The sequence below is a fragment of the Pseudomonas sp. S60 genome (assembly GCF_016647865.1).
Taxonomy (GTDB): domain Bacteria; phylum Pseudomonadota; class Gammaproteobacteria; order Pseudomonadales; family Pseudomonadaceae; genus Aquipseudomonas; species Aquipseudomonas parafulva.
Map to the genome: position 1 here is coordinate 61,905 of NZ_JACVVH010000027.1, position 22,297 is coordinate 84,201.

Here is a 22,297-nt window from a genome sequence, read left to right on the forward strand (position 1 = left end):
GGGAAGTCCTTTTGGGTTCAGTGGCGGTGTTCGCGGGTGACACCGGCGTCGTAGTGGCTGACCACCTGCCGCCAGCCCGCTGCAATCAAGGCTGCCTGGCCGAGGTCGTCAGGTGGCATGTGGCTGCTGTCGCGGCGTAGCCAGATATCCGGTTGGCCGTCGTTGCCAGCGGGCAGGATCAGCAGCAGGCTGCCGGCGATGTCCGGGGCCTGGCTGCGGCCGAGGTAGGCGCCGGCCTGCAGCCACGTCCACTGATGGTTGCCGCGGCTCTGGCTGCCGGCGTCATCGACGAAAGGCGGCAGGCCGTCTTCGGCCAGCGCCTGCACACCCGGGGCAGCCTGGCGTTCTTCGCGCAGCATCTGGATTTCGTCGAAGGCCACCCTCAGGTCGGTATACAGGCCCTGTTCGGCTGCAGTCAGGTCACGGCGTGCATCGAGCTGGTGGCGCTCGATGGCCTGCTCGTCTTCACGCTCGCCACGCAGCGCCACCACCCCTGCTGCCAGCAAGACGATCAGTGCGCTGAACAGCAGCACGTACAGGGTTTCGTGCCCGGCACCCGCCGGGCGTATCACCTGGGCGCGGCTCATGGTTGTGGGATGTCGGCGTAGTCGACTTCCACCACATGCCCGGGGCCGGCGTCGAACAGCACATAGAACTCGCCATCAGGGCGCTTGAAGGTCAGGGTCGAGTCTTCCCCCAGCTTGCCGCCGACCAGCACCTGCTCGTCGTAACCAATCACGTCAAGGGTTACGCCAGGGGCGCCGCTGCCATCGGAGAAGCCCCCCGTGCACTTGACCTGGCCGCTGGCAAGTTCCTCGCATTCGCACATGGGGTTGTGGGCCATCGCCGGGGCGGCGGCCAGTAGCAGCATCGGTAGCGCGAAGGTGCGCATCAGGTGTTTCATTTCTTGCCTCCTTGTTTCTTGAGCCACGCCACGGTAGCGGGGGATGCCTGGGCCAATGGGACCGAAGCCTGGTGCATGCTGCCGTCCCAGCCTTCCACGGTGATCCAGATCTGGGCATCGGGGCTGGTGCGTGGGGGAATGGGCAATGAGGTGGCCATGCTGTAGGGCGCACCGAAGAAAATGGTGCCAGCAGCGCGCAGGCTGCGTGGTTTTCCGATACGCAGGTAGGTCGCCTTCACGTCCTGGATGCAGGCCTTGCACAGTGCTGCGTTGAAGACTTTGAAAAAGCCGGCAGGGCCGTCGGCCAAAGGTGCCTCATCGCGCATCTCGGCCAGGTCCAGGCTGTAGGGGCCAACTTGGATGTCGCGCACGATGTTGGCGCCCAGGCCCGCGTCGCCGCGGAACAGTTTGGCATCGGCGAAGTACTTGGGCATGAAGCCCAGTGGAATGAGGATCAGCAGGATGTTCAGGTGAAAGCGCCATTTCAGCCAGGCTTGTTTCAACGGGCTGGCGGTGAGGGTCTGGGCCCGGCTCATGAGTGGATCTCCACAGTGGTTTCACGCGGGAGGTTGCGGGGGGCGCGTTCACCACGCTTGAGCGCGGCCGCAGTGGCCTGGGCGGTACGCTTGGTCCAGATAAGCAGGCCGCTGAACACCATCAGGGTCAGTACTAGCCCGAAGAAGAACCACACCAGCTTGATCGGCAAGCCACCAAAATCGCCCGTGTGCAGCGGGCGCATGGATTCGGTGACGAACTCCAGCGCCGACCTGTCGCTGATCAGAAACTGGCTGTCGATCGTGCGGGTGTAAGGGTTTACCGCCGCACTCTGGTGCATCAATGGGTACCAGCCTGGGCCGCCCAGGTTGATGTGGCTGTAAGCGGTAGACGGCAGTGAAACGAAGCTGACTTCCAGCCCGGGGATGGCCAGGCCTGCCAGGCGCACAGCCTCGTCCAGGTCGATGCGCGGGGCTGGGGAACCGTCTTGGGTTTGCGGGACCTGCTCCCGGGCGATGACAGGCACGACCTTCTCGCTTGAGAGGGTGATGTGATTGTCAAAAAGGATCGCCTGGATCAGGAACCAGGTACCGGTAATGGAAATGACTGCAATGAACCAGATTGACCACACTCCGGCCAGGCGGTGCAGGTCACCCCAGAAAATCCGGGAGCCATGGCCGGTTCGCACCGGTTTGAAGAAGCCCTTCCAGAACTTCTTGTACACCACCAGCCCGGTCACCAGCGAAGCCAGCATGGGCAGGCCCAGTATCGAGACCAGGTACCACCCCCAGCTATAGCCATTGGTGAAGGGCACCAGCCACCAACCGTGCAGCGCGCGGGTGAAGGCTTCGAAGTTGAAGTCCGGGGTCTTGCCCTGGATGGCGCCGGTGTAGGGGTTTACATAAAGCGTCGGGCTGGTGCCGTCTGGCAGGGTGACATTGGCCTTGACGGCGAAATGCGAGCCATCTGGCTGGCTGAGGCCACCCACGATCATGTCTGGCTTGGCTTCATGCAGGGCATCCAGTACCTGCTGGAAGGTCATGCGCTGCACGTCGCCATCAGGCTTGTTCGCCCGCACCGCCGGGTCGGCCAGCCAGACGATCTCCTGGCTGACCACGGCGAGCATGCCAGTGAAACAAACGATGAGCACGAAGAACCAGATCGGCAAGGCGAGCCAGCTGTGGACCAGGAACCACAACCTGGACTTGGATTTTTTCGGTGTTTTGGCCATCAGACAGTCTTCTACAGGGGATAGTCGAGCGTGAGCCCAACCAAAAAGGGCTGTACTGATAAGGACGAATGAGAATCAAAAAACCGTCGTTTTAAATGCAAGCAAATGTTTCAGATGGCCGAAGCCGGCCCGTGGTGGAACCATGGGCCGGCCTGGAAGAGGTGGGTCAGGCGCTGGTCAGCGCTACAGCAGGTTGCGATTTGCCTTGCAGGTGCGACAGGTCGTGGTAGAGGGCCCGGCCAATTTCTGCTGCACGCGATGGCAGCACAGACAGCAGGGTGTCGCTCAGGCCATGGCTGTTCTCACAGAACCCCTGCAGATACACCGCAGCCTGCAGGTCAGGGCTGGCCAGTACCCGGTAATTGCGGTCGACGTTGAAATCCTCCAGGTAACCTGCCAGCGGCGCCAGCAGCTCGCGGTGCGAGCGACGTTCGTAGCCGGTCGCCAGGATCACGGCGTCGTAGCGGTGCGTCTGCTGCTGGCCGGTGGCGAGGTCACTGAGTGTCAGCTCCAGCCCGTCGCGGGTGGCCACCACCGCTTCAACCTGGCGCCTGCACAGCACGTTGTGACGGTGCTGGTGGGCGACCTTCTGCCTGTAGAGCACGCCGTAGATGCGTTCGATCAGGTTCAGGTCCACGACCGAGTAGTTGGTGTTGTGGTATTCACCCAGCAACTTGCTGCGTTGTTCGGCAGGCTCGTTGAAGACTAGGTCGGTGTAGTCCGGGGCAAAGATTTCGTTCACGAACGGGCTGTCGTCTGCGGGCTTCAGGGCTGTGGCACGCAGGATCATGTCCACCTTGACCGACGGGTAGCTGTCATTCAGGTCGATGAATGCCTCTGCGGCGCTCTGGCCCGAGCCGATCACTGCAATGCGCATGGGTTTGCCGTCGGTGCAAGGCAGTTTCTTCAGGCTGCTGAGGTACTGGGAGTGGTGGAATACCCGAGGGTCATCCTTGAACGCGCCAAATTTCTGCGGAATTTTCGGGGTGCCACCACTGCCCACCACCACCGAACGGGTACGACGGCTGTATTCCCGGCCCTGGGCGTCGCGCGACACCAGCCGCAAATGTTCGACGCGGCCGGCTACAACCTCGGGCTCGATGCGCAGTACTTCTTCGCCATACACGGCCTGGGTGGCGAAGTGCTCCGCAGCCCAGCGCAGGTAATCGTTGTACTCCAGGCGGCACGGGTAAAAGGTGCCCAGGTTGATGAAATCGGCCAGGCGTTGCTTCTGGTGCAGGTAGTTGACGAAGCTGTAGGGGCTGGTGGGGTTGCGCAGCGACACCAGGTCCTTGAGGAACGAGATCTGCAACTCGCTCTGGGTCGCCAGGGTTTCGCCATGCCAGCGGTAGTCCTGCTGTTTGTCGATGAACAGTGCATCCAGTGCATGGCCCTGCACTTCGGCGAGTTCCTCCAAGGCGATGGCCAGGGCGAGGTTCGAGGGGCCAAAGCCCACGCCGATCAGATCTTTGATAGTTTCCTGCTGTGAGGCCTGGGTCATGGCTGCAATTCCCTGAAGGTCGAATGTGAGCGCGCCAGCGCTGATACATGTTTTGGAACGAGCCAGGGGATAGGGAATTTAGCAGCCTAAAGACCCGGCCACGGCGGCCGATAGGCAGAGGTAGGACGAACATAACCTTTGAAGGGAGCCCACATGGCAGGGATAAACGCAGGCAACCTGATGATCAATGGGGTCTCGGCCCAGGCACTGAGTGAGGCCGCCGCTACCGCTCAGGCCGCCACCCCTGGCGGCGCTGTGACCATCCCCAGCGACAGCATGCGGATTTCCAAGGCTAGCCAGACGCAAAACACCGAGGCCAGCGACCTGGGTGAATCGGAAGCGGTGAAGCAGCTGCGGCAATTGATCAAGGATCTGCAAAAGCAGCTGGCCGAGGAGCAGAAGCAGCTGGCAGCACTGATGGCCAGCAACATGGAGGACACCGCCAAGGCCGCTGCGGTGGCGGCCAAGCAAGCCAGCATCGCCAACCTCAGCGGGCAGATCTTGGCGGCCTCCGGGCAATTGCTGCAGCTATTGAAGGACAGCGGCAGCAGCAGCGCCGGCGCCACGTTCAGCGCCGAGGCCTGACCTGCGGTGAGGGCTACTCGGCCGCAACTCGGCCCTTGCCGTGTCTATCGGCCTTGTACTGCATGGCCACGGCCGGGGCCGGTTTGGTCGCACCGGTTTCCAGCCATTGGCGCATACGGCTGGCATCGGCGAAGTGGGTGTACTTGCCAAACGCATCGAGAATCACCATCGCCACAGGGCGGTTGTCCATGCGGGTCAACAGCACCAGGCAGTGCCCTGCCTCGTTGGTAAACCCCGTCTTGGTCAGCTTGATGTCCCAGTTGCTCTTGTTGACCAGGTGGTCGGTGTTGCGGAAACCCAGGGTGTAGTTGGGCTTGCGGAAGGCCACCGTTTTTTCACGCGTGGTCGACAGGCTGCTGAGCATGGGGTACTTGCGCGACGCCATCAGCAGCTTGGTCAGGTCCCGGGCAGTGGAGACGTTCTGGGTGGACAGCCCGGTAGGCTCCACATAGCGTGTGTGGGTCATGCCCAGGCTGCGGGCCTTGGCATTCATTGCCTTGATGAACGCCGGATAGCCACCGGGGTAGTGGTTGGCCAGGGTGGTGGCCGCACGGTTTTCCGATGACATCAGGGTAATCAGCAGGGTTTCGTGGCGGTTCAGTTCACTGCCCAGCCGCACCCGTGAATAAACGCCTCTCATCTCCGGGTTGTTGGCGATGGTCATGGTCAGCATTTCATCCATCGGCTGCTTCGCGTCCAGCACTACCATTGCCGTCATCAACTTGGTGACCGAAGCGATGGGCAGCACCCGGTCTGGACGGCTTGAATACAGTTCCTGGTTGGTGTTCAGGTCGATCAGCAACGCGCTGCCCGATGCCAGGTGCAGTTTGGCAGGGTCGCGCTGAAGTTGGGCGTGAGGCTGAGCGGCAGCAGCAATCGACGTGTGGGTTGCGGTACCTGTGAGCAACAGCAGCAGGCTGAGGATGGACAGGGTTGTTTTCACGTTGTGACTCACTAATGGTTGGTATGTCGTTGGCTGTGCGAGGGTTTTTCCCAGAACCGGCGCATTCTGGAGTATGGCTGAACAGCTGTCGAATGCCTTATTCCAAAAGGGCGCAAAGTGAAGAGAATTTAATCCGGGCCGCAAGGCGGCCCCAAGTCATATGACTACGCACTCGCCCTCGGCCGCCTTGCCCAGGCGTGCGCTGAACGGGGCGCTGATGGTGCAGCGCAACCCTTCGACGTGGTAGGCAAATTCCGCCTTCCCATCGAACGCATTGCGCAAGCTGCCGTGAATCATCAGCGAACCGTACCCTTTGCGCTGGGGAGGGCTGACCGGCGGGCCATTATGTTCCTGCCATGCGAACCTGAATTGGCAGCCTTCTTCGGCATGGTCTTCCAGGTGCCAGCGGATAGTCGCCGCGCCCCCAGGCTGGGAGAATGCCCCGTACTTGGCGGCGTTGGTTGCCAGTTCGTGCAAAACCAACGCCAATGCGGAGGCAGCCTCGGGCGCCAGGATGATGTCAGGGCCCGAGTAGCAGCCTGCCGTCTCTGCCATATACGGGGCCAGGGTTTCAGCCAGCAACTCAGTGAGGCGCGATGATTTGTCGGCCAATGCCAACGCGTGAGCTTTCTGCATCATCAACAAGCGGTTGTCCAGCGTTCTACGAAACTGCGGGAACTCCGGGTAGTGCCTCGCTGTGAGCACCGCGACCGCACCGATGGTGCTGAACAGGTTTCTCATGCGGTGATCGAGTTCCGCGATAAGTATCTGGTTAGCCTCCTGGGTGCGGCTGTAGGCACACAGTTGCGCACACAGCCGTGAAGCGCAGGTGATGGCGTGGCGCTGCTCGGGATTGAGTGGCCTCTGCGGGTCGTAGATGACGGCCAGCGTACCCTGCACATCGCCCTCTTTGCTCAAGGCAGGGAATGAGGCCAGCGCCAGCAAGCGGTGCTGGTGAAACAGGTTTTTCCATTCGGGAGAAAAACGCGCATCGGTGGCGACTTCAGGCACCTCTATGACCTTGCCACTTAAAATCGCCAGGCCGCAGGAGCCGCGCTTGCCGGTAATCGGGTTGCCCACCAATTGTTTGCTGAAGTCGGCCGGTAGGCTTGGGAAGAGCGAGTACCGAAAGGTTTTACCCGGCTTGTCGAGGATGTTGACACCCACATGGCTGCCGGGAATACCCGCAGCCAGGGCAATGACCAAGGCTTCGAGCAGCGGCAGAATCGAACCGCCCCTGGCCATGACATCCACGGCTCTATCACGAAAATCATCGACCAATGCGGTCATATGCAGGAAGCCTCGTCCGGAAATACCAACGCTGTTCGTCAGCGGAGGGACGAATGCTCAGCCTTGGAAGGTTACCGCTTTTTGGTACTGGCCGCAGTAGCGATGAAAACGGCGTGCACCGAGCCGCAAAAAAAGAGCCCGCACGAAGGCGGGCAACAAGGGAGGGAGCAACGCATGAAATGGGGTGTCATGCCAACAACGTGCCGGGTTGCAACTGCTCGGCCAGCTCTTTGGCAGATGCCAGGCTAGGCAACGGACCACTCACCGCTTCGCCGTTGCGTATCAGGTACCAGCAGGCCAACAGGCCCTGCTCCCGCAGCGGGGTAGGCACTGCGCTGCCGACAACGGACATGATCTGGATAGTGGCCATGGGTGCCTCCTGTGGAACATGGCTCTACCTTAGCCATCAGCGCGTGGCATGAGAAATCAACGTGCTCAATAGTCGTTATCAGTTCTTTCAACCTTACCAGCGGGGTGGGCCGTAATAGACCGGTGGCGGGCCATAGTAGGCTCGGTAGCCCGGTGGCGGCGGTGGCGGGGCGGGCGCGTAGTAAGGCTGGTAGTAGACCGGCTGGGGCGGTGGCTGTACGTAAACCGGTGGCGGCGCGTAGTACACGGGCGGGCGTTCGACGTAAACGGTGCGGTCATGGCCGCCGTAGGCCGTTGCGCCGATCACTGCACCGACCACAGCGGCACCCAGCAGGGGCCCGGGCCCGGCCCAACCGCGACCATGGGCAGCAGCGGGCCCGCTGATGGCCAAGGCGCCGGCCAGCAGTGCGATTGCGGCAATATTACGGTTCATGGAGCAACCTCGTGGAAAACCCCGAGTCGGGGCCTGCTTACTATGACTCGGCCTCCGGTCTGCTGTGTATGGGGGAAGGGTAAAGGTTGTGTAAGGGGCGACAAATGGAGCGCTCTGGTACGCTGCTCAATCGTTTTACTAATGACCGAGGAGCAGCCATGTCCACCACCCCCAGCAGGGATACCGTACTGTGCATTTCCCTGGCAGGCCGCCCTGGCACCTTTGGTGTGCGCTTTCATAACCACCTGTATCAACAGCTCGGCCTGGACTTCTACTACAAGGCCATGCGCACCGATGACCTGCCAGCGGCGGTGGCGGGTATCCGCGCACTGGGCATTCGCGGGTGTGGGGTCTCCATGCCCTACAAAGAAGCCTGCATGGCGCTCGTGGATGAGATCGACCCTTCCGCAGCCGCCATCGAGTCGGTCAACACGCTGGTGAACACCGACGGCCACCTGAAGGCCTACAACACCGATTACATGGCCGTGCGCCAGTTGCTAAGCCAGCATCAGGTCGACCCTTGTACCGCGTTTGCCTTGCGCGGCAGCGGCGGCATGGCCAAGGCAGTGGCCAGCGCCCTGCGCGATGCAGGCTTTACCGAAGGCATCATCGTCGCCCGCAACGAGCAGGCGGGCCGACAGTTGGCGGATGTTTGCGGCTATCGCTGGCTGCCCGAACTGGGCGACCTGTGCCCACCGATGCTGGTGAACGTTACACCGGTGGGCATGGCCGGCGGCCCGGAGGCCCATCAGCTGGCATTCAGCGAAGACGCCATCGCTGCGGCCGAGCGGGTCTTCGACGTGGTCGCGATGCCTGCGCAAACGCCACTCATCAGCCGCGCCCAAGCGTTGGGCAAGCCGGTCATTACCGGCCTGGAGGTGATCGCCCTGCAGGCGCTGGAGCAGTTTGTGCTGTACACCGGTGTGAGGCCCACGCACAGCCAGGTGCAGGCAGCGGTGGCTTACGCCAGGGAGGCCTGATGCCCGATCACGATGCCTCAGAACACCTGCTGCCCATCGTCCAGCTGGCGATCGACCAGTGCGCGACCGTGAGCCAGCGATACGTGCTGGGCATTGCCAAGGTCGGAGAAAAACTGCATCGGCATCGACAGACGTCTGCTCATATGCCCATCAGGGGCAGTAATCAGGCAGCCGGCGCTGTAGGGCAGGGGCGAGTCGGGGTGGGGCATCACACTGGCGGTGATGATGTGCTGGCGGTATTCACAGTGCAGGGATTGCATGGTCAGTACCTCGCTGTGGCAGGTGAAGCCTTCACTTCATATACCACAGCGGGGCGCCCGGGGGCCTCGGCCCGACGAGCGAGCCCGGCAGGGCCTCAGCCCTTGAGGTCGGTGGGCTGGATCACTTCAACCCAGTAGCCATCAGGGTCCTTGATGAAGGCCAGGTGGTTCATGCGGCCATCCTGCAAGCGCTTCTGGAAGGGTACGCCCAGGGCTTCGAAGCGTGCGCAGGCGACACGGACATCCGGTACCGAGACACAGATATGGCCGAAACCACGTGGGTCGGTATTGCCATCGTGATAGGCAAAACCGGCATCGCTTTCAGTGCCGTGGTTGTGAGTGAGCTCGAGTACACCCGGGATCGATTTCATCCACTGGTGGCGTGCGTGGTCATCCTCGGGAATGTGCTGTGGATCTACCAGGGCGAGGAAGTACAGGCTGAATTCGGCCTCGGGGAAATCGCGCTTGTCCACCAGGCGAAAGCCCAGCACACGGGTGTAGAAGTCCAGCGATTTCTGGATGTCCTTGACCCGCAGCATGGTGTGGTTGAACACGAACTGGGCGGTGGCAGTATCGGGTTGGGCGGTCACGCCCGGCAGGGTTTGCAGATCGTGCAGGCTCATGTGTACTCCTGAGACGGGCCGGGAGTGGTACCCCGGCAAAACGGACAGGCTGCCCATGATACGGCAGTGAATCGATTGCGCAAATAAAACGCCCTGCACGGGGCAGGGCGTTGGAATTAGAGGCCCGCGTGTGCGGGCGCTTGATGGGGTCGCTAATCCTTTAGCTGTGTTGATGATGCCCCCGGCGGTGTGAAAAATGTGTGAAGCAGGTGTTCATGTTTCATCATCATTTGTCAAAACCACCTGCGCATCGCACGCTATGCTCGCGCCTACGAATCCGCGAATCAAACACTCTGGAAGGCACACGTGTGAAAGAAGTCTTGCTCATCGGCATAGGCCCGGGCGACCTCGCCCAGGTCACCTACCAGGCAGTCACCGCTCTGCGCCGCGCCAGCGTGTTCTTCATCATGGACAAAGGCCCTGACAAGCAAGACCTGTTGCACCTGCGCAAACGCATCCTCGAACGCTACCGCCCAGAGGGCGGCTACCGCCTGGTACAAATGCCCGACCCTGCACGGGAAGGCAACCCAGCCGATTACGTGGGCGCCGTGCGTGATTGGCACCGAGAGCGTGCCACCGTCTATGCCACGTTGATCGAGCAACACATCGCTGTGGGCGAGCGCGGCGCCTTCCTGCTGTGGGGCGAGCCAACCCTGTACGACAGCACGCTGCGTATTTTAACGCGGGTGCGCGAGCAGGGCGTGCAGTTGCAGGTGCACGTCATCCCTGGCATCAGCAGCGTGCAAGTATTGGCAGCGCGTCATCAGATAACCCTCAACCGAATTGGCGAACCTCTGGTAATACTGCCCGGGCGGCAATTAGCGGGGGTCGGCCGAATTGACAATGTGGTAGTCATGCTTGACGGCCAGTGCGCATTCGCCACGCTGAATGATCCGGCCCTTACGATCTACTGGGGCGCCTACCTGGGCACCGAAGACGAATTGCTGGTTGCCGGCCCTCTGGAGGCCGTCAAATCGCGCATCCTTGAACTGCGGGCCGGCGCGCGGCGTCGCAAAGGCTGGATCATGGACACCTACCTGTTGCGACGCGAAACAGCGGGCTAAACCTGTTAACCCTCGTCCCCCGCACCTGGGCCCACGATCGCGGCCACCTTGTCCCGGAGCTGATCGATGCTGAACGGCTTGCTGATCCGGTGCATGCCCTCCGGCAGATCGAAGCTGTCGGCATAGCCACTGGCGAACATGATGTTGAGTACCGGGCGCAAGCCCCGCGCACGGGCCGCCAGCTCTTCACCCCGAATGTCCGGCAAACCCACATCGGTTATCATCAGGTCCAGGTGCTGGTTAGCGTCCTCGAGTACTCGCAGGGCAGACGTTGCGTCTTCTGCCTCGATAATCTCGTAGCCGAGTTCTTCGAGCACATCGACCATCAGCATGCGTACGATGTCGTCGTCTTCGACTACCAGAAGGGGCATGGTTGGGATCCTGTCGTTAATAGTGTCTCTAATCTGTAAGCTGAAGGGCCCCAGAAGTTCCCGAGGATACCTTTCTCATCAATTAGATGGAACGATTGGCGCAGGCATCTTTCAAATACTGGCTAAATGCCCCGCCCTGACCGACCAGGCAGGATTTGCTTCACGCAGGCGGTGGCTCACAATAACGAATGATCGGCCATGGCCTACATGGACGTTAATTGCTCGGGCGTTATCACATGATTCAAGCAGCCTCGATGGACCAACGCAGCTTTCGCAGGCTGCTGAGCCGCAATATTGGCCTGCCACTGGGCCTGGGCCTGCTGGGCGCCGTGGCGTTCGTTGCCGTGATCAATTATTTGCTCTCGGCCATGCAGTGGGTGGAGCACACCGACCGGGTGATCAGCGACGCCAACGAGACACTGAAGCTGTCCATCGACATGGAAACCGGCATGCGCGGGTTTCTGATCAGTGGTGACGAGCGTTTCCTGGACCCATACGAAGTGGCCAAGCCGCGTATCTTCAACAGCCTGCAGGGGCTGCGCGGGCTTGTGGAAGACAACCCGCTGCAAGTCGCCCGGATTGATCGGCTGATCGCGCTGCAGCGGGCCTGGAACGATTTTGGCGCCGAAATGATCAGCTTGCGGCGCAGCGAGGGTGACTACCGCGAGATGATCGGCAAAGGCCGCGGCAAGCGCCTGACCGATGAAATCCGCCGGGAGTTCGACGACTTGATCGGCGTAGAACAGCAACTGCGCGTGACACGCAATGACTCGGTCAGCACGATTACCGTCACTTCCATTGCCGCCTTCATTATTTTGCTGGTCGGGCTCAGCGCGCTGCTCGCCTACCTCGGCCGCCGCGACCTGATTGCGCTGTCCAGCAGCTACGACCAGAACCTGCGTGCGCAGCAGCGCGCCGCTGAACGGCTGGAGCATCAGGCGTGGTTGCGCAATGGCCAGACGCAATTGGCTCAGCAGGTGCTTGGGCAGCTGACACTGCCCATGCTGGGTGACAACATCCTGCGCTTTTTCGCCTCCTACCTGGGCAGCGTGGTGGGTGCGGTGTATGTGCGCGACGAGCACGGCAAGCTGGTGCGGTTCGCCAGTTATGGCCTGGGCGCCGATGAGCAGGCGCGTGAGCAGCGCCTGGGCGACCATCACGGTCTGCTGGCGCAGGCGGTGCGCGAAGAGCGCATCATCCGCCTGGACGATCTGCCCCAGGATTACTACCGGCTCGCTTCAGGGTTGGGCAGTGGACTGCCGCGCAGTGGCCTGATCGTGCCGGCTACCGAGGACGGCCTGGTCAACGGCGTCATCGAGCTGGGCTTGTTGCGGCCGCTCCAGGAGCGTGACGCCGAGATGCTCGAGCGCGTGGCTGGCAACCTGGGCATGTCCATCGAAACCGCCCGCTACCGCCAGCGCCTGCAGGAAGTACTGGCCGAAACCCAACAGCTCAACGAAGAACTGCAAGTGCAGCAGGAAGAGCTGAAAACGGCCAACGAAGAACTCGAAGAACAGTCGCGCGTGCTCAAGGAATCGCAGGCCTACCTGGAAACCCAGCAAGCGGAACTTGAGCAAACCAACGAGCAGTTGTCCGACCGCACCGACGCCCTGGACCTCAAGAACGAGGAACTCAGCCGTGCCCAGGCCGAGTTGCAGGCCCGCGCCGACGAGTTGCAGCGCTCGAGCAAATACAAGTCCGAGTTCCTGGCCAACATGTCCCACGAACTGCGCACCCCGCTCAACAGTTCGCTGATTCTGGCCAAACTGCTGGCAGAGAACGGTGAAGGAAACCTCAGCCAGGAGCAGGTCAAGTTCGCCGAGTCCATCTATTCGGCGGGCAATGACCTGCTCAACCTGATCAACGACATTCTCGACATCGCCAAGGTCGAGGCTGGCAAGCTCGAAGTGCGACCCGAAACCACCCACGTCGAGCGCCTGGTCGAAGGTTTGCGCGATATGTTCAGGCCGCTGGCCGGTCAGAAAGGCCTGGCGTTCGAGGTCACCGCCGACGCCCAGGTCCCGGCCACCCTCTTTACGGACCGCCAGCGCCTGGAGCAGATCCTCAAGAACCTGCTGTCCAACGCCATCAAGTTTACCGAGCGCGGCCAGGTCAGCCTGAACATCGGCCACACGCCTGGCACGGGCATCACGTTCACCGTGCGCGATACCGGGATAGGCATCGCCGGCGACCAGCAGCAGGCGATTTTCGGCGCATTCCACCAGGTGGATGGCACCAGCAACCGCCGCTACGGCGGCACGGGCCTCGGGCTGTCGATTTCCCGTGACCTTGCCCACCTGCTGGGTGGGCAGATTACCGTCGAGAGCACGCCCGGCAAGGGCAGTGTGTTCAGTCTGACGCTGCCGGAGCACCATGATGGCGTTGAGCAGCAGTTCCAGCCCCTGAGCCTGCGCCCGGCAGCAGAGCCAGTACCCCTGGCACCCGTGCCATCCGCCCTCGCGCCCAAGGCGCCGCCGCTGGCCTTCACCGATGACCGCGAGCGTGCGCCGTTCGCCAACCGCTGCATCCTGGTGATCGAAGATGAGCCGAATTTCGCGCGCATCCTGTTCGACCTGGCCCATGAACTGGGCTACAGCTGCCTGGTGGCCCATGGCGCCGACGAAGGCTTCGAGCTGGCCGCACGGTTCATCCCCGACGCCATCCTGCTCGACATGCGCCTGCCGGACCACTCTGGGCTCACGGTGCTGCAGCGCCTCAAGGAGCAGGCCAATACCCGGCACATCCCGGTACACATCATTTCGGTGGAGGACCGTGTAGAGGCGGCCATGCACATGGGCGCGGTGGGCTATGCGGTCAAACCCACCAGCCGTGAGGAACTCAAGGAAGTGTTCGCCCGGCTGGAGGCCAAGCTCACCCAGAAACTCAAGCACATCCTGCTGGTGGAAGACGACGACCTGCAGCGCGAGAGCATCGCCCGCCTGATTGGCGACGACGATGTCGAGATCACTGCAGTGGGCATGGCGCAGGAGGCGCTGGCACTGCTGCGCGAGAACATCTACGACTGCATGATCATCGACCTCAAGCTGCCCGACATGTTGGGCAACGAACTGCTCAAGCGCATGACGGCAGAAGACATCCGCTCGTTCCCGCCGGTCATCGTCTACACCGGCCGCAACCTCACCCGCGAGGAAGAGGCCGACCTGCTCAAGTACTCGCGCTCGATCATCATCAAGGGCGCACGCTCGCCGGAGCGTTTGCTCGACGAGGTGACGCTGTTCCTGCACAAGGTCGAATCGCAGCTCTCCCATGAGCGCCAGCGCATGCTCAAGACCGCGCGCAGCCGCGACAAGGTGTTCGAAGGCCGCAAGATCCTGCTGGTGGACGACGATGTGCGCAACATCTTCGCCCTGACCAGCGCCCTGGAGCACAAGGGTGCCATCGTCGAGATTGGCCGCAACGGGCGTGAAGCCATCGAGCGCCTTGAGCAGCATGAAGACATCGACCTGGTGCTGATGGATGTGATGATGCCGGAAATGGATGGCTTCGAGGCCACCCGGTTGATCCGCCAGCAACCGCGCTGGCGCAAGCTGCCGATCATCGCCGTGACCGCCAAGGCCATGAAGGATGACCAGCACCGCTGCCTGCAGGCAGGTGCCAACGACTACCTGGCCAAACCCATCGACCTGGACCGCCTGTTCTCGTTGATCCGCGTATGGCTACCGCAACTGGAGCGAATTTGAGTAGCGAACGTAACACCGACATTGAAATCCGTTTGCTGATCGAGGCGATTTACCTCAAGTACAGCTACGATTTCCGCAATTATTCCGGCGCTTCGATCAAGCGCAGGATCCTGCATGCCTTGCGCCAGTTCGACTGCCATACCGTCTCGGCACTGCAGGAGCGTGTGCTGCACGACCCGAGCATGTTCATGCAGTTGTTGCAGTACCTGACGATCCCGGTCAGTGAGATGTTCCGAGACCCCGGCCACTTCCTGGCCTTGCGCCAGGAGGTGGTGCCGTTGCTGCACACCTGGCCATCGATCAAGGTGTGGATCGCGGGTTGCAGCACCGGTGAAGAGGTGTATTCCATGGCCATCCTGCTGCGCGAGGAAGGCCTGCTGGAGCGCACCATCATCTATGCCACCGACATCAACCCCCGTTCGCTGGAAAAAGCCAAGCAAGGCATCTATTCCATGCAGAGCATGCGTGAATACGCCGAGAACTACCGGCTGGCGGGTGGGCGCCGGGACTTCGCCGAGTACTACACGGCAGCCTATGGCAACGCGATCATGGACAGCACCTTGCGCGAGCAGGTGACCTTTGCCGATCACAGCCTGGCCACCGACAGCGTGTTTTCCGAAACCCACCTGGTCTCGTGCCGCAATGTGCTGATCTATTTCGACAAGGCGTTGCAGGACCGCGCCCTGGGCCTGTTCCATGAATCGTTGTGCCACCGCGGCTTTCTGGTGCTGGGCAGCAAGGAGTCGATCGACTTTTCTGCCTACGGTCAGCGCTTCGAACCCTGGGTTCGGCCCGAACGGATTTACCGCAAGCTATGAAGGGTATCCGTGCTGTGGTAATTGGCGCCTCGGCAGGCGGCGTGACAGCGCTGTTCAAGGTGCTGGGCGGGCTGCCGGCCGACATGGCAGTGTCGGTCCTATGCCTGCTGCACTTGCCGCACAACCGCGAAAGCCACCTGGCCGATGTGTTGCAACGCCGCCTGGGCCGGCCGGTGTGCGAAGCGCGTGACAAGCAGCCTGTGCAGCCGGGGGCGATCTACGTGGCCGGCCCTGGCTACCACCTGTCGGTAGAGCGTGACCTGACCCTGTCGCTGAGCCAGGAGCCCCCGCGGCATTTTTCCAGGCCTTCCATCGACTACCTTTTCATGTCGGCAGCGGACGCCTATGGCGAAAGCCTGCTGGGTATACTGCTCACCGGTGCCAATGAAGACGGCGCCGAAGGGCTGGCCTACATCAAGAACAGCGGCGGCCGGACCATCGTCCAGGACCCCCGCGACGCACAGGTTGCGCTGATGCCGGAGGCCGCCCTGGCCCTGCACAGGCCTGACCATATTCTTCCTCTGAGCGGCATCGAGCAGTTGCTCGCAACCCTGGAACCCAGCGTATGCTAAGCCACACCATCGCCAAATTGCTGATCGTCGATGATTTGCCGGAGAACCTGCTCGCCCTCGACGCCCTGATCCAGGGCGAGGACCGTGAGGTGCACCAGGCACAGTCCGCCGAAGCCGCATTGTCGCTGTTGCTCGAGCACGAGTTCGCCCTGGCGATCCTGGATGTGCAGATGCCCGGCATGAATGGGTTCGAGCTGGCCGAACTGATGCGTGGCACGGAGAAAACCCGCAACATTCCGATCGTGTTCGTGACCGCAGCCGGGCGCGAGATGGACTATGCCTTCAAGGGCTATGAAAGCGGGGCAGTGGACTTTCTCTACAAGCCGCTGGATACCTTCGCGGTGAAGAGCAAGGTCTCGGTGTTCGTCGACCTTTACCGCCAGCGCAAAGTGCTGGACCGGCAGTTGCAGGCGCTGGAGCGCAGCCGTCAGGAGCAGGAACAGCTGCTCGGCCAGTTGCAGGCTGCGCGTGGGGAGCTTGAGCGTGCCGTGCGCATGCGTGACGACTTCATGTCGATCGTATCCCACGAAGTACGCACTCCGCTCAACGGCCTGATTCTGGAAACCCAGCTGCGCAAGCTGCACCTGGCGCGCGGCAACCTCGATGCCTTCAGCCACCACAAGCTCCAGGCCATGGTCGAGCGCGATGAACGGCAGATCAACAGCCTGATCCGCTTGATTGAAGACATGCTCGACGTTTCGCGCATCCGCACCGGCAAACTGTCCCTGCGCCCGAAGGCATTCGACCTGTGCCAGCTGGTGCGTGGGCTGGCGGAAAACTTCGCTGCCCAGGCCGCTGCGCTGGACACGTGTATCGAGCTGCAGTGCCCTGGGCATATGCACGGTGAGTGGGACGAATTTCGGATTGAACAAGTACTGGCCAACCTGTTGTCCAATGCTTTGCGTTATGGCGAACGCAAACCTGTGCAGGTTCGGGTTTTCCAGGCGGACGACATGGCGTGCGTCCAGGTGCAGGACCACGGCATCGGTATTGGTGCCGCCAACCAGCGGCGCATCTTCCAGCAGTTCGAGCGGGTGGCGACGCAGCAGGCCACAGGCGGGCTGGGGTTGGGGTTGTACATTTCCGACCAGATCGTACAGGCCCATGGCGGGCGTATAGTGGTGGAAAGCGAGGAGGGCGAAGGTGCCACCTTCACCCTGCAATTACCGCTCGGTGAGCGAGAACAACAAAACGATCAGGTGCGGGCAACCTCTGCCTGAGCCTGGGGTCTGATGGCCAACTGCAAGAATTTCAAGGTTTCGATATGAGTGAAGATGCGCAAGATGTGGTGCTGGTGGTGGAAGACGAGCCGGCAATCCGCATGATTCTGCGGGACTACCTGGCCGGAGAGGGCTACCACGTGCTGGTGGCGGAAGACGGCGAGCAGGCGTTCGCCATTTTGGCGAGTAAGCCGCACCTCGACTTGATGGTGACTGACTTCCGCTTGCCTGGCGGCATTTCCGGTGTAGACATCGCCGAGCCCGCGGTAAAGTTGCGCCCGGACCTGAAGGTGATCTTCATCAGTGGCTACCCGGCGGAAATCCTTGAGTCTGGCAGCCCTATCGCGCGCAAGGCGCCGATTCTGGCCAAGCCATTCGACCTGAATACGTTGCGCGATCAGATCCAGAACCAGCTGTGCTGATGCAGGGCGGGGGTAACGTTGCCAAAAAGTGGGGTGCCTAAGCCAGGGCCCGCTCCAGCCCGCCCAGTACAATGCGTTCCATGAGGGCCAGGCCCGCGCGCGCGGGCAATGCCTGGAGCATGCCTGGCAACTGATTCAGCAACGTTGCCAACACCTGCGCGGTGGCCAGCAATGCCTGTTTGTTCAGCCTGGCCTGCGGTGCAATCAGCCGCAACAACTCCGCCTGATACCGTGAGCGCAACGCCGCCAGCTGTGCCTGCTGCGCCTCGTTGAGGCAGCACAGGTCACGCTCTGCCAGGCGGAACTGCAAGGGCCGCTCGGCATGCAATTGCCAGTGCGCCGCAACCAGGCAACTCAGCGCCGATGCCCCACGTGCCATCGCCTGGCGGCTTTGGCCAAGAGTGGCATGCAGCTCTTCGTACAGCTCCTCGATCAGGTCGAACAGCAGGTCCTGTTTGCTGGGGAAGTGATGATACAGCGAGCCGGCGCTCAGCCCGATGTGGGCGGCCAGTTCGCGCATGCTGACCTGGCCGAAGCCTTTTTCTGCGAACAGCGCCATGGCCCGGTCACGTCGCTCTTCAAAATTGGCACAGCGCAGCGCGGCATCGAGTGGGGGCATGGCGTATCGCCTCAGTAGGTGAAGAAGCCGCGGCCGCTCTTGCGCCCGAGCCAGCCCGCCGCAACCATTTCCCTTAACAGGGGGGCAGGGCGGTACTTGCTGTCGTTGAAGCCCTCATGGAAGGCCTCCATGATCGCCAGCAAGGTGTCCAGGCCGATCAGGTCAGCGAGTGCCAACGGGCCGATGGGTTGATTACAGCCCAGGCACATGCCCGTATCGATGTCTTCAGCACTGGCCAAGCCTTCCTGGCGCACGAAGATGGCTTCGTTGATCATCGGTACCAGAATACGGTTGACCACGAAGCCTGGGCGGTTACCGGCACTGATCGGGCGCTTGCCGAGCTTTTCGGTCAACAGCAGCGCCTGGGCGTAGGTGCCGTCGCTGGTCTGCAACCCGCGGATGATCTCCACCAGCGCCATCATGGGCACGGGGTTGAAGAAGTGCACCCCGATAAAGCGCTCCGGGCGCTCGATACTGGCGGCCAGCTGCGTTACCGAAAGCGACGAGGTGTTGGTGGCGATCACGCAGTCAGTGGCAACGTTGGCCGCCACTTGCTGGAGGATGCGCTGCTTGAGCTGCAGGTTTTCGGTGGCAGCCTCGATGACCAGCTGCGCAGTGCCAAGCCCGGCATAGTCGGTGGTGGTGCGGATACGGGCGCTGGCGGCGGCTGCCTGCTCGGCCGTCAGCGTGCCTTTGCTCACCTGGCGCTGCATGTTTTTGTTCAAGGTGGCGACACCGCGCTCCAGCGCCGCGTCAGCAACATCCACCAGCAAAACCGGGTAACCCGCTATGGCGCAGACCTGGGCGATCCCGTTGCCCATGGTGCCGGCGCCGATCACGGCGATGTGTTCGATGTTCATGGGGCAGCCCTGTTCAGACGCGTTCGAAGACGACGGCGATGCCTTGGCCGCCGCCGATGCACATGGTGGCCAGGGCGTAACGCCCCTGGATGCGTTGCAGTTCATGGATGACCTTGGTGGCGATGATTGCCCCGGTCGCGCCCACGGGGTGGCCCAGGGAAATGCCCGAGCCATTGGGGTTGACCTTGTCCGGGTCCAGGCCCAGCTCACGGGCTACGGCGCAGGCCTGGGCAGCAAAGGCCTCGTTGGACTCGATCACATCCAGGTCTTGCACTTTGAGCCCCGTGCGCGCCAGCACATTGCGGGTGGCCGGGATCGGCCCCAGCCCCATCAGCGCCGGCTCTACACCCGCGTGGGCATAGCCCACCACACGCGCCAGCGGCGTAAGGCCCAGGCGCTTGACCGCATCGCCACTGGCCAGTACCAGGCCGGCAGCGCCATCGTTGATGCCGCTGGCGTTGCCCGCAGTGACCGAACCGTCTGGCTTGAACACGGGTTTCATCCCCGCCAGTTGTTCAGCTGTGACATCCCCGCGTACGTGCTCGTCAACGCTGAACTGCACCGTGCCTTTACGCGTTTTCAGCTCCAGCGGCACGATCTGGCCTGCAAAACGGCCCTCGGCGATGGCGCGGGCTGCGCGCTGCTGGCTGACCAGGGCGAGTTCATCTTGCATCTGCCGGGTGATGCCGCACTGGGTGGCGACGTTCTCGGCGGTAATACCCATGTGGAAGTGCTGGAACGGGTCCTGCAGTACCCCGATGGTGTAGTCGATGCCTTTCAGGTCCCCCATGCGCGCGCCCCAACGGGCCTGTGGCAACAGGTAAGGGCCGCGGCTCATGGACTCGGCGCCAGCGGCCACGGCCACCTCGGCATCGCCCAACAGCAGGCACTGGGCTGCCGAAACAATGGCCTGCAGGCCCGAACCACACAAGCGGTTGACGTTGAACGCCGGGGTTTCCTTCGGCAAGCCGGCGTTGATGGCCGCCACCCGCGCCAGGTAGGCATCGCGCGGTTCGGTGGGGATGACCGTACCCATCACCAGATGGCCAATATGTTCGGCTGCCACACCTGAGCGCTCGATGGCGGCCCGGGTAACCGTGCTGGCGAGGTCGGCCAACGGCAAGTCTTTCAGTGCGCCGCCAAAGCCACCGATGGCGGAACGGACGGCACTGACCACGTAGATTTCTTTGCTGCTCATGGGCGCTCCAGAAGCTAAAGCATGGCGGGACCGGCCCAGCCTCTGCGAGAATGGCCGGTGACCCGGGAGTGGGTCCGAGTCTAGGCAAAGGCACCGTTGCAGCCTATGCCGGAACTGTTCAGAACCCTTGGCGTTTTTTGCCACTCAGCATAGACAGCGAACACCACCATGCGCGATAGCGATTCGGTCGCCGTGTACTTCCTCAGCCCCATGCTGCACGCACTGCGCAACGACCCCACCGTGCGCGACTCATACCTGCGGGCGGCGGGCATCGACCCGCACGTGCTGCAGCAGCCGCAGGGGCGCGTGCCGGCCAAGGCAGTTGCCAGGCTGTGGCTGGCCCTGATCCAGCACCTGGACGACGAGTTCTTCTGCCTGGACAGCCATGGCATGCCGTTGGGCAGCTTTGCCCTGATCTGCCGGGGCTTGATCCTGGAGCCCAACCTGGAAAAAGCCCTGCGCCAGTGCCTGGCAGGGTTCGGCCTGTTCCTGCGTGACCTGCGCGGCAGCCTGAGCGTGCGCGGTGGCAGGGCGTTGCTAAGCGTGCAATCGAGCATCCCGGACCCTCTGACCCGCGTTTATGCCGAAGAAACCTACCTGGTACTGATGATTGGCATGCTCTGCTGGCTGGCCGGGCGGCGCATTGCCATCGACCGCACCGAACTGGCCGTCGGGCGCCCGGCTCAGGAGGACGACCTGCTGTTGTGGGGGCCGGACCTGCGGCTGGGCAGCGGGCGCACCGAAGTGGAGTTCGACAGTGGGTACCTGCAGTTGCCCGTGGTGCAGAACGTGGCTGCCCTTAAAACCTTTTTGCGCAGCGCACCTCAGGGCCTGGTGATCCGCTTTCGCAACCATGATGGCCTGGTCGCCAAGGTTTACCGCCATCTGCGTGCCCGGCGTCATGGGCAGTGGCCTACCCTGGCGGTGCTGGCGCAAGCGCAAGGCATCAGCGCCAGCACGTTCCGCCGTCAGTTGGAGCGTGAGGGCCGTTCGTACCAGCAGATCAAGGACGAAGTGCGCCGCGCCAGGGCCTTTGAGCATTTGCGCGAGGGCGTGCTGAGCATCGCCGAGATTGCCGAACAGGCCGGCTTCCAGGAGCCCAGCGCGTTCCACCGCGCTTTCAAGAAGTGGACTGGGCAGAGCCCGGGCAGCTACCGGGCGCTGCTCGCCCAGCACTGAAGCACCGGGTGGGCGGTCAGGCGGGTACCATCGCAAAGCCTACGCCGAACCTGTTCCAGGCATTGATGGTGGCAATGGCCAAAGTCAGGTTGACCACTTCGCCAGGCTCGAAATGGTCGTGCAGGGCTTCGTATTCGGCCTGCGGCGCACCGCGCTCCGGGAGCCGCGTCAGGCTCTCCACCCAGGCCAGGGCGGCCCGCTCGCGTGGCGTGAAGTAGGCGGTTTCCTGCCACACGCACAAGGTTTGCAGGCGCGCCTCGGTTTCGCCCGCCTGGCGCGCGTCGTTGGCATGCAGGTTGACGCAGTAGGCGCAGCCATTGATCTGCGAGGCGCGCAGGCGGATCAGTTCCAGCAGGTCGCTTTCCAGGCCACTACTGGCCAGGGCCTGCTCCAGGCCAAGCATGGCTTTACGGGCTTCGGGCGCGTGTTTGGCCCATTCGATTCGGTTGTGCACGGTAGGCCTCCTGAGGCTGTGGAAGGGGCCTACACTAACGCCCCTCTACACGGCCCACGATAGCCAATCCCGACAATAACCCAGAGGCCAATTCACCACCGCTCTGTAGCAAAAAGCCATCCTGTGGGAGCGGGTTTACCCGCGAAGCAAGCACCGCGGTGTGTGGCACCGGCTTTGCCGGTGTTCGCGGCTGAAGCCGCTCCCA

Annotated in this window: 25 protein-coding genes; 9 read left to right on the forward strand and 16 right to left on the reverse strand. The window is 62.3% G+C overall.

Going from position 1 to position 22,297, the window contains the following annotated elements:
- Positions 1 to 17: 17 nt before the first annotated feature.
- The 5 genes from IAE33_RS15295 to IAE33_RS15315 all read right to left on the reverse strand — a co-directional run bounded on the left by IAE33_RS15295 (position 18) and on the right by IAE33_RS15315 (position 4,131).
- On the reverse strand, positions 18 to 587 hold the full coding sequence (locus tag IAE33_RS15295; RefSeq protein WP_201164124.1) for a DUF6162 family protein: 570 nt from the start codon (positions 585 to 587) through the stop codon (positions 18 to 20).
- Positions 584 to 904 carry a hypothetical protein gene (locus tag IAE33_RS15300; protein ID WP_060481237.1) on the reverse strand — a complete coding sequence of 107 codons (321 nt, stop codon included), beginning with the start codon at positions 902 to 904 and terminating at the stop codon, positions 584 to 586. Before IAE33_RS15300 ends, IAE33_RS15295 begins: the two co-directional genes overlap by 4 nt.
- Entirely contained in the window at positions 901 to 1,440 is a 540-nt protein-coding gene (locus IAE33_RS15305) for a thiamine pyrophosphate-binding protein (protein WP_201164125.1), read from the reverse strand. The genes IAE33_RS15300 and IAE33_RS15305 overlap by 4 nt, the downstream gene beginning before the upstream one ends.
- Positions 1,437 to 2,630 (reverse strand): PepSY-associated TM helix domain-containing protein, encoded by a 1,194-nt coding sequence (locus IAE33_RS15310; protein ID WP_201164126.1) that lies wholly within the window; start codon positions 2,628 to 2,630, stop codon positions 1,437 to 1,439. The genes IAE33_RS15305 and IAE33_RS15310 overlap by 4 nt, the downstream gene beginning before the upstream one ends.
- Before the next feature lie 166 nt (positions 2,631 to 2,796).
- Entirely contained in the window at positions 2,797 to 4,131 is a 1,335-nt protein-coding gene (locus IAE33_RS15315; protein WP_201164127.1) for a lysine N(6)-hydroxylase/L-ornithine N(5)-oxygenase family protein, read from the reverse strand.
- Positions 4,132 to 4,284: 153 nt separating this feature from the next.
- On the opposite strand from IAE33_RS15315, the gene IAE33_RS15320 reads away from it, so the two are divergent.
- Positions 4,285 to 4,716 (forward strand): hypothetical protein, encoded by a 432-nt coding sequence (locus IAE33_RS15320; RefSeq protein WP_201164128.1) that lies wholly within the window; start codon positions 4,285 to 4,287, stop codon positions 4,714 to 4,716.
- A gap of 13 nt (positions 4,717 to 4,729) precedes the next feature.
- Here IAE33_RS15320 and pbpG read toward each other — a convergent pair whose 3' ends face one another.
- The 4 genes from pbpG to IAE33_RS15340 all read right to left on the reverse strand — a co-directional run bounded on the left by pbpG (position 4,730) and on the right by IAE33_RS15340 (position 7,751).
- On the reverse strand, positions 4,730 to 5,659 hold the full coding sequence (gene pbpG / locus IAE33_RS15325) for a D-alanyl-D-alanine endopeptidase (RefSeq protein ID WP_201164129.1): 930 nt from the start codon (positions 5,657 to 5,659) through the stop codon (positions 4,730 to 4,732).
- Between the two features lie 156 nt (positions 5,660 to 5,815).
- Positions 5,816 to 6,949 (reverse strand): HWE histidine kinase domain-containing protein, encoded by a 1,134-nt coding sequence (locus IAE33_RS15330; protein ID WP_201164130.1) that lies wholly within the window; start codon positions 6,947 to 6,949, stop codon positions 5,816 to 5,818.
- Positions 6,950 to 7,136: 187 nt separating this feature from the next.
- Positions 7,137 to 7,319, reverse strand: coding sequence for a hypothetical protein (locus IAE33_RS15335; protein WP_201164131.1), 183 nt, complete (start codon positions 7,317 to 7,319; stop codon positions 7,137 to 7,139).
- Between the two features lie 93 nt (positions 7,320 to 7,412).
- Complete coding sequence (locus tag IAE33_RS15340) at positions 7,413 to 7,751, reverse strand: hypothetical protein (RefSeq protein ID WP_060481244.1); 339 nt, start codon at positions 7,749 to 7,751, stop codon at positions 7,413 to 7,415.
- Positions 7,752 to 7,909: 158 nt separating this feature from the next.
- On the opposite strand from IAE33_RS15340, the gene IAE33_RS15345 reads away from it, so the two are divergent.
- A complete protein-coding gene (locus IAE33_RS15345; RefSeq protein ID WP_201164132.1) occupies positions 7,910 to 8,731 on the forward strand; it encodes a shikimate 5-dehydrogenase in 822 nt (273 codons plus the stop codon).
- Positions 8,732 to 8,748: 17 nt separating this feature from the next.
- On the opposite strand, the gene IAE33_RS15350 is transcribed toward IAE33_RS15345, so the two are convergent.
- Positions 8,749 to 8,991: a hypothetical protein gene (locus IAE33_RS15350; RefSeq protein ID WP_060481246.1), complete on the reverse strand. Its 243-nt coding sequence runs from the start codon at positions 8,989 to 8,991 to the stop codon at positions 8,749 to 8,751.
- Between the two features lie 95 nt (positions 8,992 to 9,086).
- Positions 9,087 to 9,614, reverse strand: coding sequence for a lactoylglutathione lyase (gene gloA / locus IAE33_RS15355; protein WP_028634409.1), 528 nt, complete (start codon positions 9,612 to 9,614; stop codon positions 9,087 to 9,089).
- 308 nt (positions 9,615 to 9,922) lie between these two features.
- Between gloA and cobF the strand changes: the two genes are divergently transcribed.
- Positions 9,923 to 10,678: a precorrin-6A synthase (deacetylating) gene (gene cobF, locus IAE33_RS15360; RefSeq protein WP_201164133.1), complete on the forward strand. Its 756-nt coding sequence runs from the start codon at positions 9,923 to 9,925 to the stop codon at positions 10,676 to 10,678.
- Between the two features lie 5 nt (positions 10,679 to 10,683).
- Here cobF and IAE33_RS15365 read toward each other — a convergent pair whose 3' ends face one another.
- Complete coding sequence (locus IAE33_RS15365; RefSeq protein ID WP_060481248.1) at positions 10,684 to 11,049, reverse strand: response regulator; 366 nt, start codon at positions 11,047 to 11,049, stop codon at positions 10,684 to 10,686.
- A gap of 236 nt (positions 11,050 to 11,285) precedes the next feature.
- Between IAE33_RS15365 and IAE33_RS15370 the strand changes: the two genes are divergently transcribed.
- The 5 genes from IAE33_RS15370 to IAE33_RS15390 are packed head-to-tail and all read left to right on the forward strand — an operon-like array spanning position 11,286 to position 17,782.
- Positions 11,286 to 14,750, forward strand: coding sequence for a response regulator (locus IAE33_RS15370; protein WP_201164134.1), 3,465 nt, complete (start codon positions 11,286 to 11,288; stop codon positions 14,748 to 14,750).
- Positions 14,747 to 15,568 (forward strand): CheR family methyltransferase, encoded by an 822-nt coding sequence (locus tag IAE33_RS15375; protein WP_201164135.1) that lies wholly within the window; start codon positions 14,747 to 14,749, stop codon positions 15,566 to 15,568. The genes IAE33_RS15370 and IAE33_RS15375 overlap by 4 nt, the downstream gene beginning before the upstream one ends.
- Positions 15,565 to 16,140: a chemotaxis protein CheB gene (locus IAE33_RS15380; protein ID WP_201164136.1), complete on the forward strand. Its 576-nt coding sequence runs from the start codon at positions 15,565 to 15,567 to the stop codon at positions 16,138 to 16,140. The genes IAE33_RS15375 and IAE33_RS15380 overlap by 4 nt, the downstream gene beginning before the upstream one ends.
- Complete coding sequence (locus IAE33_RS15385; protein WP_201164137.1) at positions 16,134 to 17,360, forward strand: hybrid sensor histidine kinase/response regulator; 1,227 nt, start codon at positions 16,134 to 16,136, stop codon at positions 17,358 to 17,360. The genes IAE33_RS15380 and IAE33_RS15385 overlap by 7 nt, the downstream gene beginning before the upstream one ends.
- A gap of 44 nt (positions 17,361 to 17,404) precedes the next feature.
- Positions 17,405 to 17,782, forward strand: coding sequence for a response regulator (locus IAE33_RS15390; protein ID WP_028634402.1), 378 nt, complete (start codon positions 17,405 to 17,407; stop codon positions 17,780 to 17,782).
- 37 nt (positions 17,783 to 17,819) lie between these two features.
- Here IAE33_RS15390 and IAE33_RS15395 read toward each other — a convergent pair whose 3' ends face one another.
- From IAE33_RS15395 to IAE33_RS15405, 3 genes are read right to left on the reverse strand one after another with little or no spacing between them, the layout of a single operon-like run.
- Positions 17,820 to 18,401 carry a TetR/AcrR family transcriptional regulator gene (locus tag IAE33_RS15395; RefSeq protein WP_201164138.1) on the reverse strand — a complete coding sequence of 194 codons (582 nt, stop codon included), beginning with the start codon at positions 18,399 to 18,401 and terminating at the stop codon, positions 17,820 to 17,822.
- Between the two features lie 11 nt (positions 18,402 to 18,412).
- Positions 18,413 to 19,261, reverse strand: a complete 849-nt coding sequence (locus IAE33_RS15400; protein ID WP_201164139.1) for a 3-hydroxybutyryl-CoA dehydrogenase — start codon at positions 19,259 to 19,261, stop codon at positions 18,413 to 18,415.
- A 13-nt stretch (positions 19,262 to 19,274) separates the two neighbouring features.
- Entirely contained in the window at positions 19,275 to 20,459 is a 1,185-nt protein-coding gene (locus tag IAE33_RS15405; RefSeq protein WP_201164140.1) for an acetyl-CoA C-acyltransferase family protein, read from the reverse strand.
- Positions 20,460 to 20,627: 168 nt separating this feature from the next.
- On the opposite strand from IAE33_RS15405, the gene IAE33_RS15410 reads away from it, so the two are divergent.
- On the forward strand, positions 20,628 to 21,638 hold the full coding sequence (locus tag IAE33_RS15410) for an AraC family transcriptional regulator (RefSeq protein ID WP_201164141.1): 1,011 nt from the start codon (positions 20,628 to 20,630) through the stop codon (positions 21,636 to 21,638).
- Between the two features lie 16 nt (positions 21,639 to 21,654).
- Here the strand turns inward: IAE33_RS15410 and IAE33_RS15415 are convergent, their stop codons facing one another.
- Entirely contained in the window at positions 21,655 to 22,092 is a 438-nt protein-coding gene (locus tag IAE33_RS15415; RefSeq protein WP_201164142.1) for a carboxymuconolactone decarboxylase family protein, read from the reverse strand.
- Between the last annotated feature and the right edge of the window lie 205 nt (positions 22,093 to 22,297).

Coding starts and splice junctions, on each gene's coding strand:
- IAE33_RS15370 (WP_201164134.1), top strand. CDS start 11,286: ATGATTCAAGCAGCCTCGATGGACCAACGCAGCTTTCGCAGGCTGCTG.
- IAE33_RS15390 (WP_028634402.1), top strand. CDS start 17,405: ATGAGTGAAGATGCGCAAGATGTGGTGCTGGTGGTGGAAGACGAGCCG.
- IAE33_RS15380 (WP_201164136.1), top strand. CDS start 15,565: ATGAAGGGTATCCGTGCTGTGGTAATTGGCGCCTCGGCAGGCGGCGTG.
- IAE33_RS15350 (WP_060481246.1), bottom strand. CDS start 8,991: ATGCAATCCCTGCACTGTGAATACCGCCAGCACATCATCACCGCCAGT.
- IAE33_RS15405 (WP_201164140.1), bottom strand. CDS start 20,459: ATGAGCAGCAAAGAAATCTACGTGGTCAGTGCCGTCCGTTCCGCCATC.
- IAE33_RS15395 (WP_201164138.1), bottom strand. CDS start 18,401: ATGCCCCCACTCGATGCCGCGCTGCGCTGTGCCAATTTTGAAGAGCGA.
- IAE33_RS15400 (WP_201164139.1), bottom strand. CDS start 19,261: ATGAACATCGAACACATCGCCGTGATCGGCGCCGGCACCATGGGCAAC.
- IAE33_RS15305 (WP_201164125.1), bottom strand. CDS start 1,440: ATGAGCCGGGCCCAGACCCTCACCGCCAGCCCGTTGAAACAAGCCTGG.
- IAE33_RS15300 (WP_060481237.1), bottom strand. CDS start 904: ATGAAACACCTGATGCGCACCTTCGCGCTACCGATGCTGCTACTGGCC.
- IAE33_RS15295 (WP_201164124.1), bottom strand. CDS start 587: ATGAGCCGCGCCCAGGTGATACGCCCGGCGGGTGCCGGGCACGAAACC.
- IAE33_RS15340 (WP_060481244.1), bottom strand. CDS start 7,751: ATGAACCGTAATATTGCCGCAATCGCACTGCTGGCCGGCGCCTTGGCC.
- IAE33_RS15345 (WP_201164132.1), top strand. CDS start 7,910: ATGTCCACCACCCCCAGCAGGGATACCGTACTGTGCATTTCCCTGGCA.
- IAE33_RS15310 (WP_201164126.1), bottom strand. CDS start 2,630: ATGGCCAAAACACCGAAAAAATCCAAGTCCAGGTTGTGGTTCCTGGTC.
- IAE33_RS15365 (WP_060481248.1), bottom strand. CDS start 11,049: ATGCCCCTTCTGGTAGTCGAAGACGACGACATCGTACGCATGCTGATG.
- gloA (WP_028634409.1), bottom strand. CDS start 9,614: ATGAGCCTGCACGATCTGCAAACCCTGCCGGGCGTGACCGCCCAACCC.
- IAE33_RS15335 (WP_201164131.1), bottom strand. CDS start 7,319: ATGGCCACTATCCAGATCATGTCCGTTGTCGGCAGCGCAGTGCCTACC.
- IAE33_RS15320 (WP_201164128.1), top strand. CDS start 4,285: ATGGCAGGGATAAACGCAGGCAACCTGATGATCAATGGGGTCTCGGCC.
- IAE33_RS15330 (WP_201164130.1), bottom strand. CDS start 6,949: ATGACCGCATTGGTCGATGATTTTCGTGATAGAGCCGTGGATGTCATG.
- IAE33_RS15315 (WP_201164127.1), bottom strand. CDS start 4,131: ATGACCCAGGCCTCACAGCAGGAAACTATCAAAGATCTGATCGGCGTG.
- IAE33_RS15410 (WP_201164141.1), top strand. CDS start 20,628: ATGCGCGATAGCGATTCGGTCGCCGTGTACTTCCTCAGCCCCATGCTG.
- IAE33_RS15385 (WP_201164137.1), top strand. CDS start 16,134: ATGCTAAGCCACACCATCGCCAAATTGCTGATCGTCGATGATTTGCCG.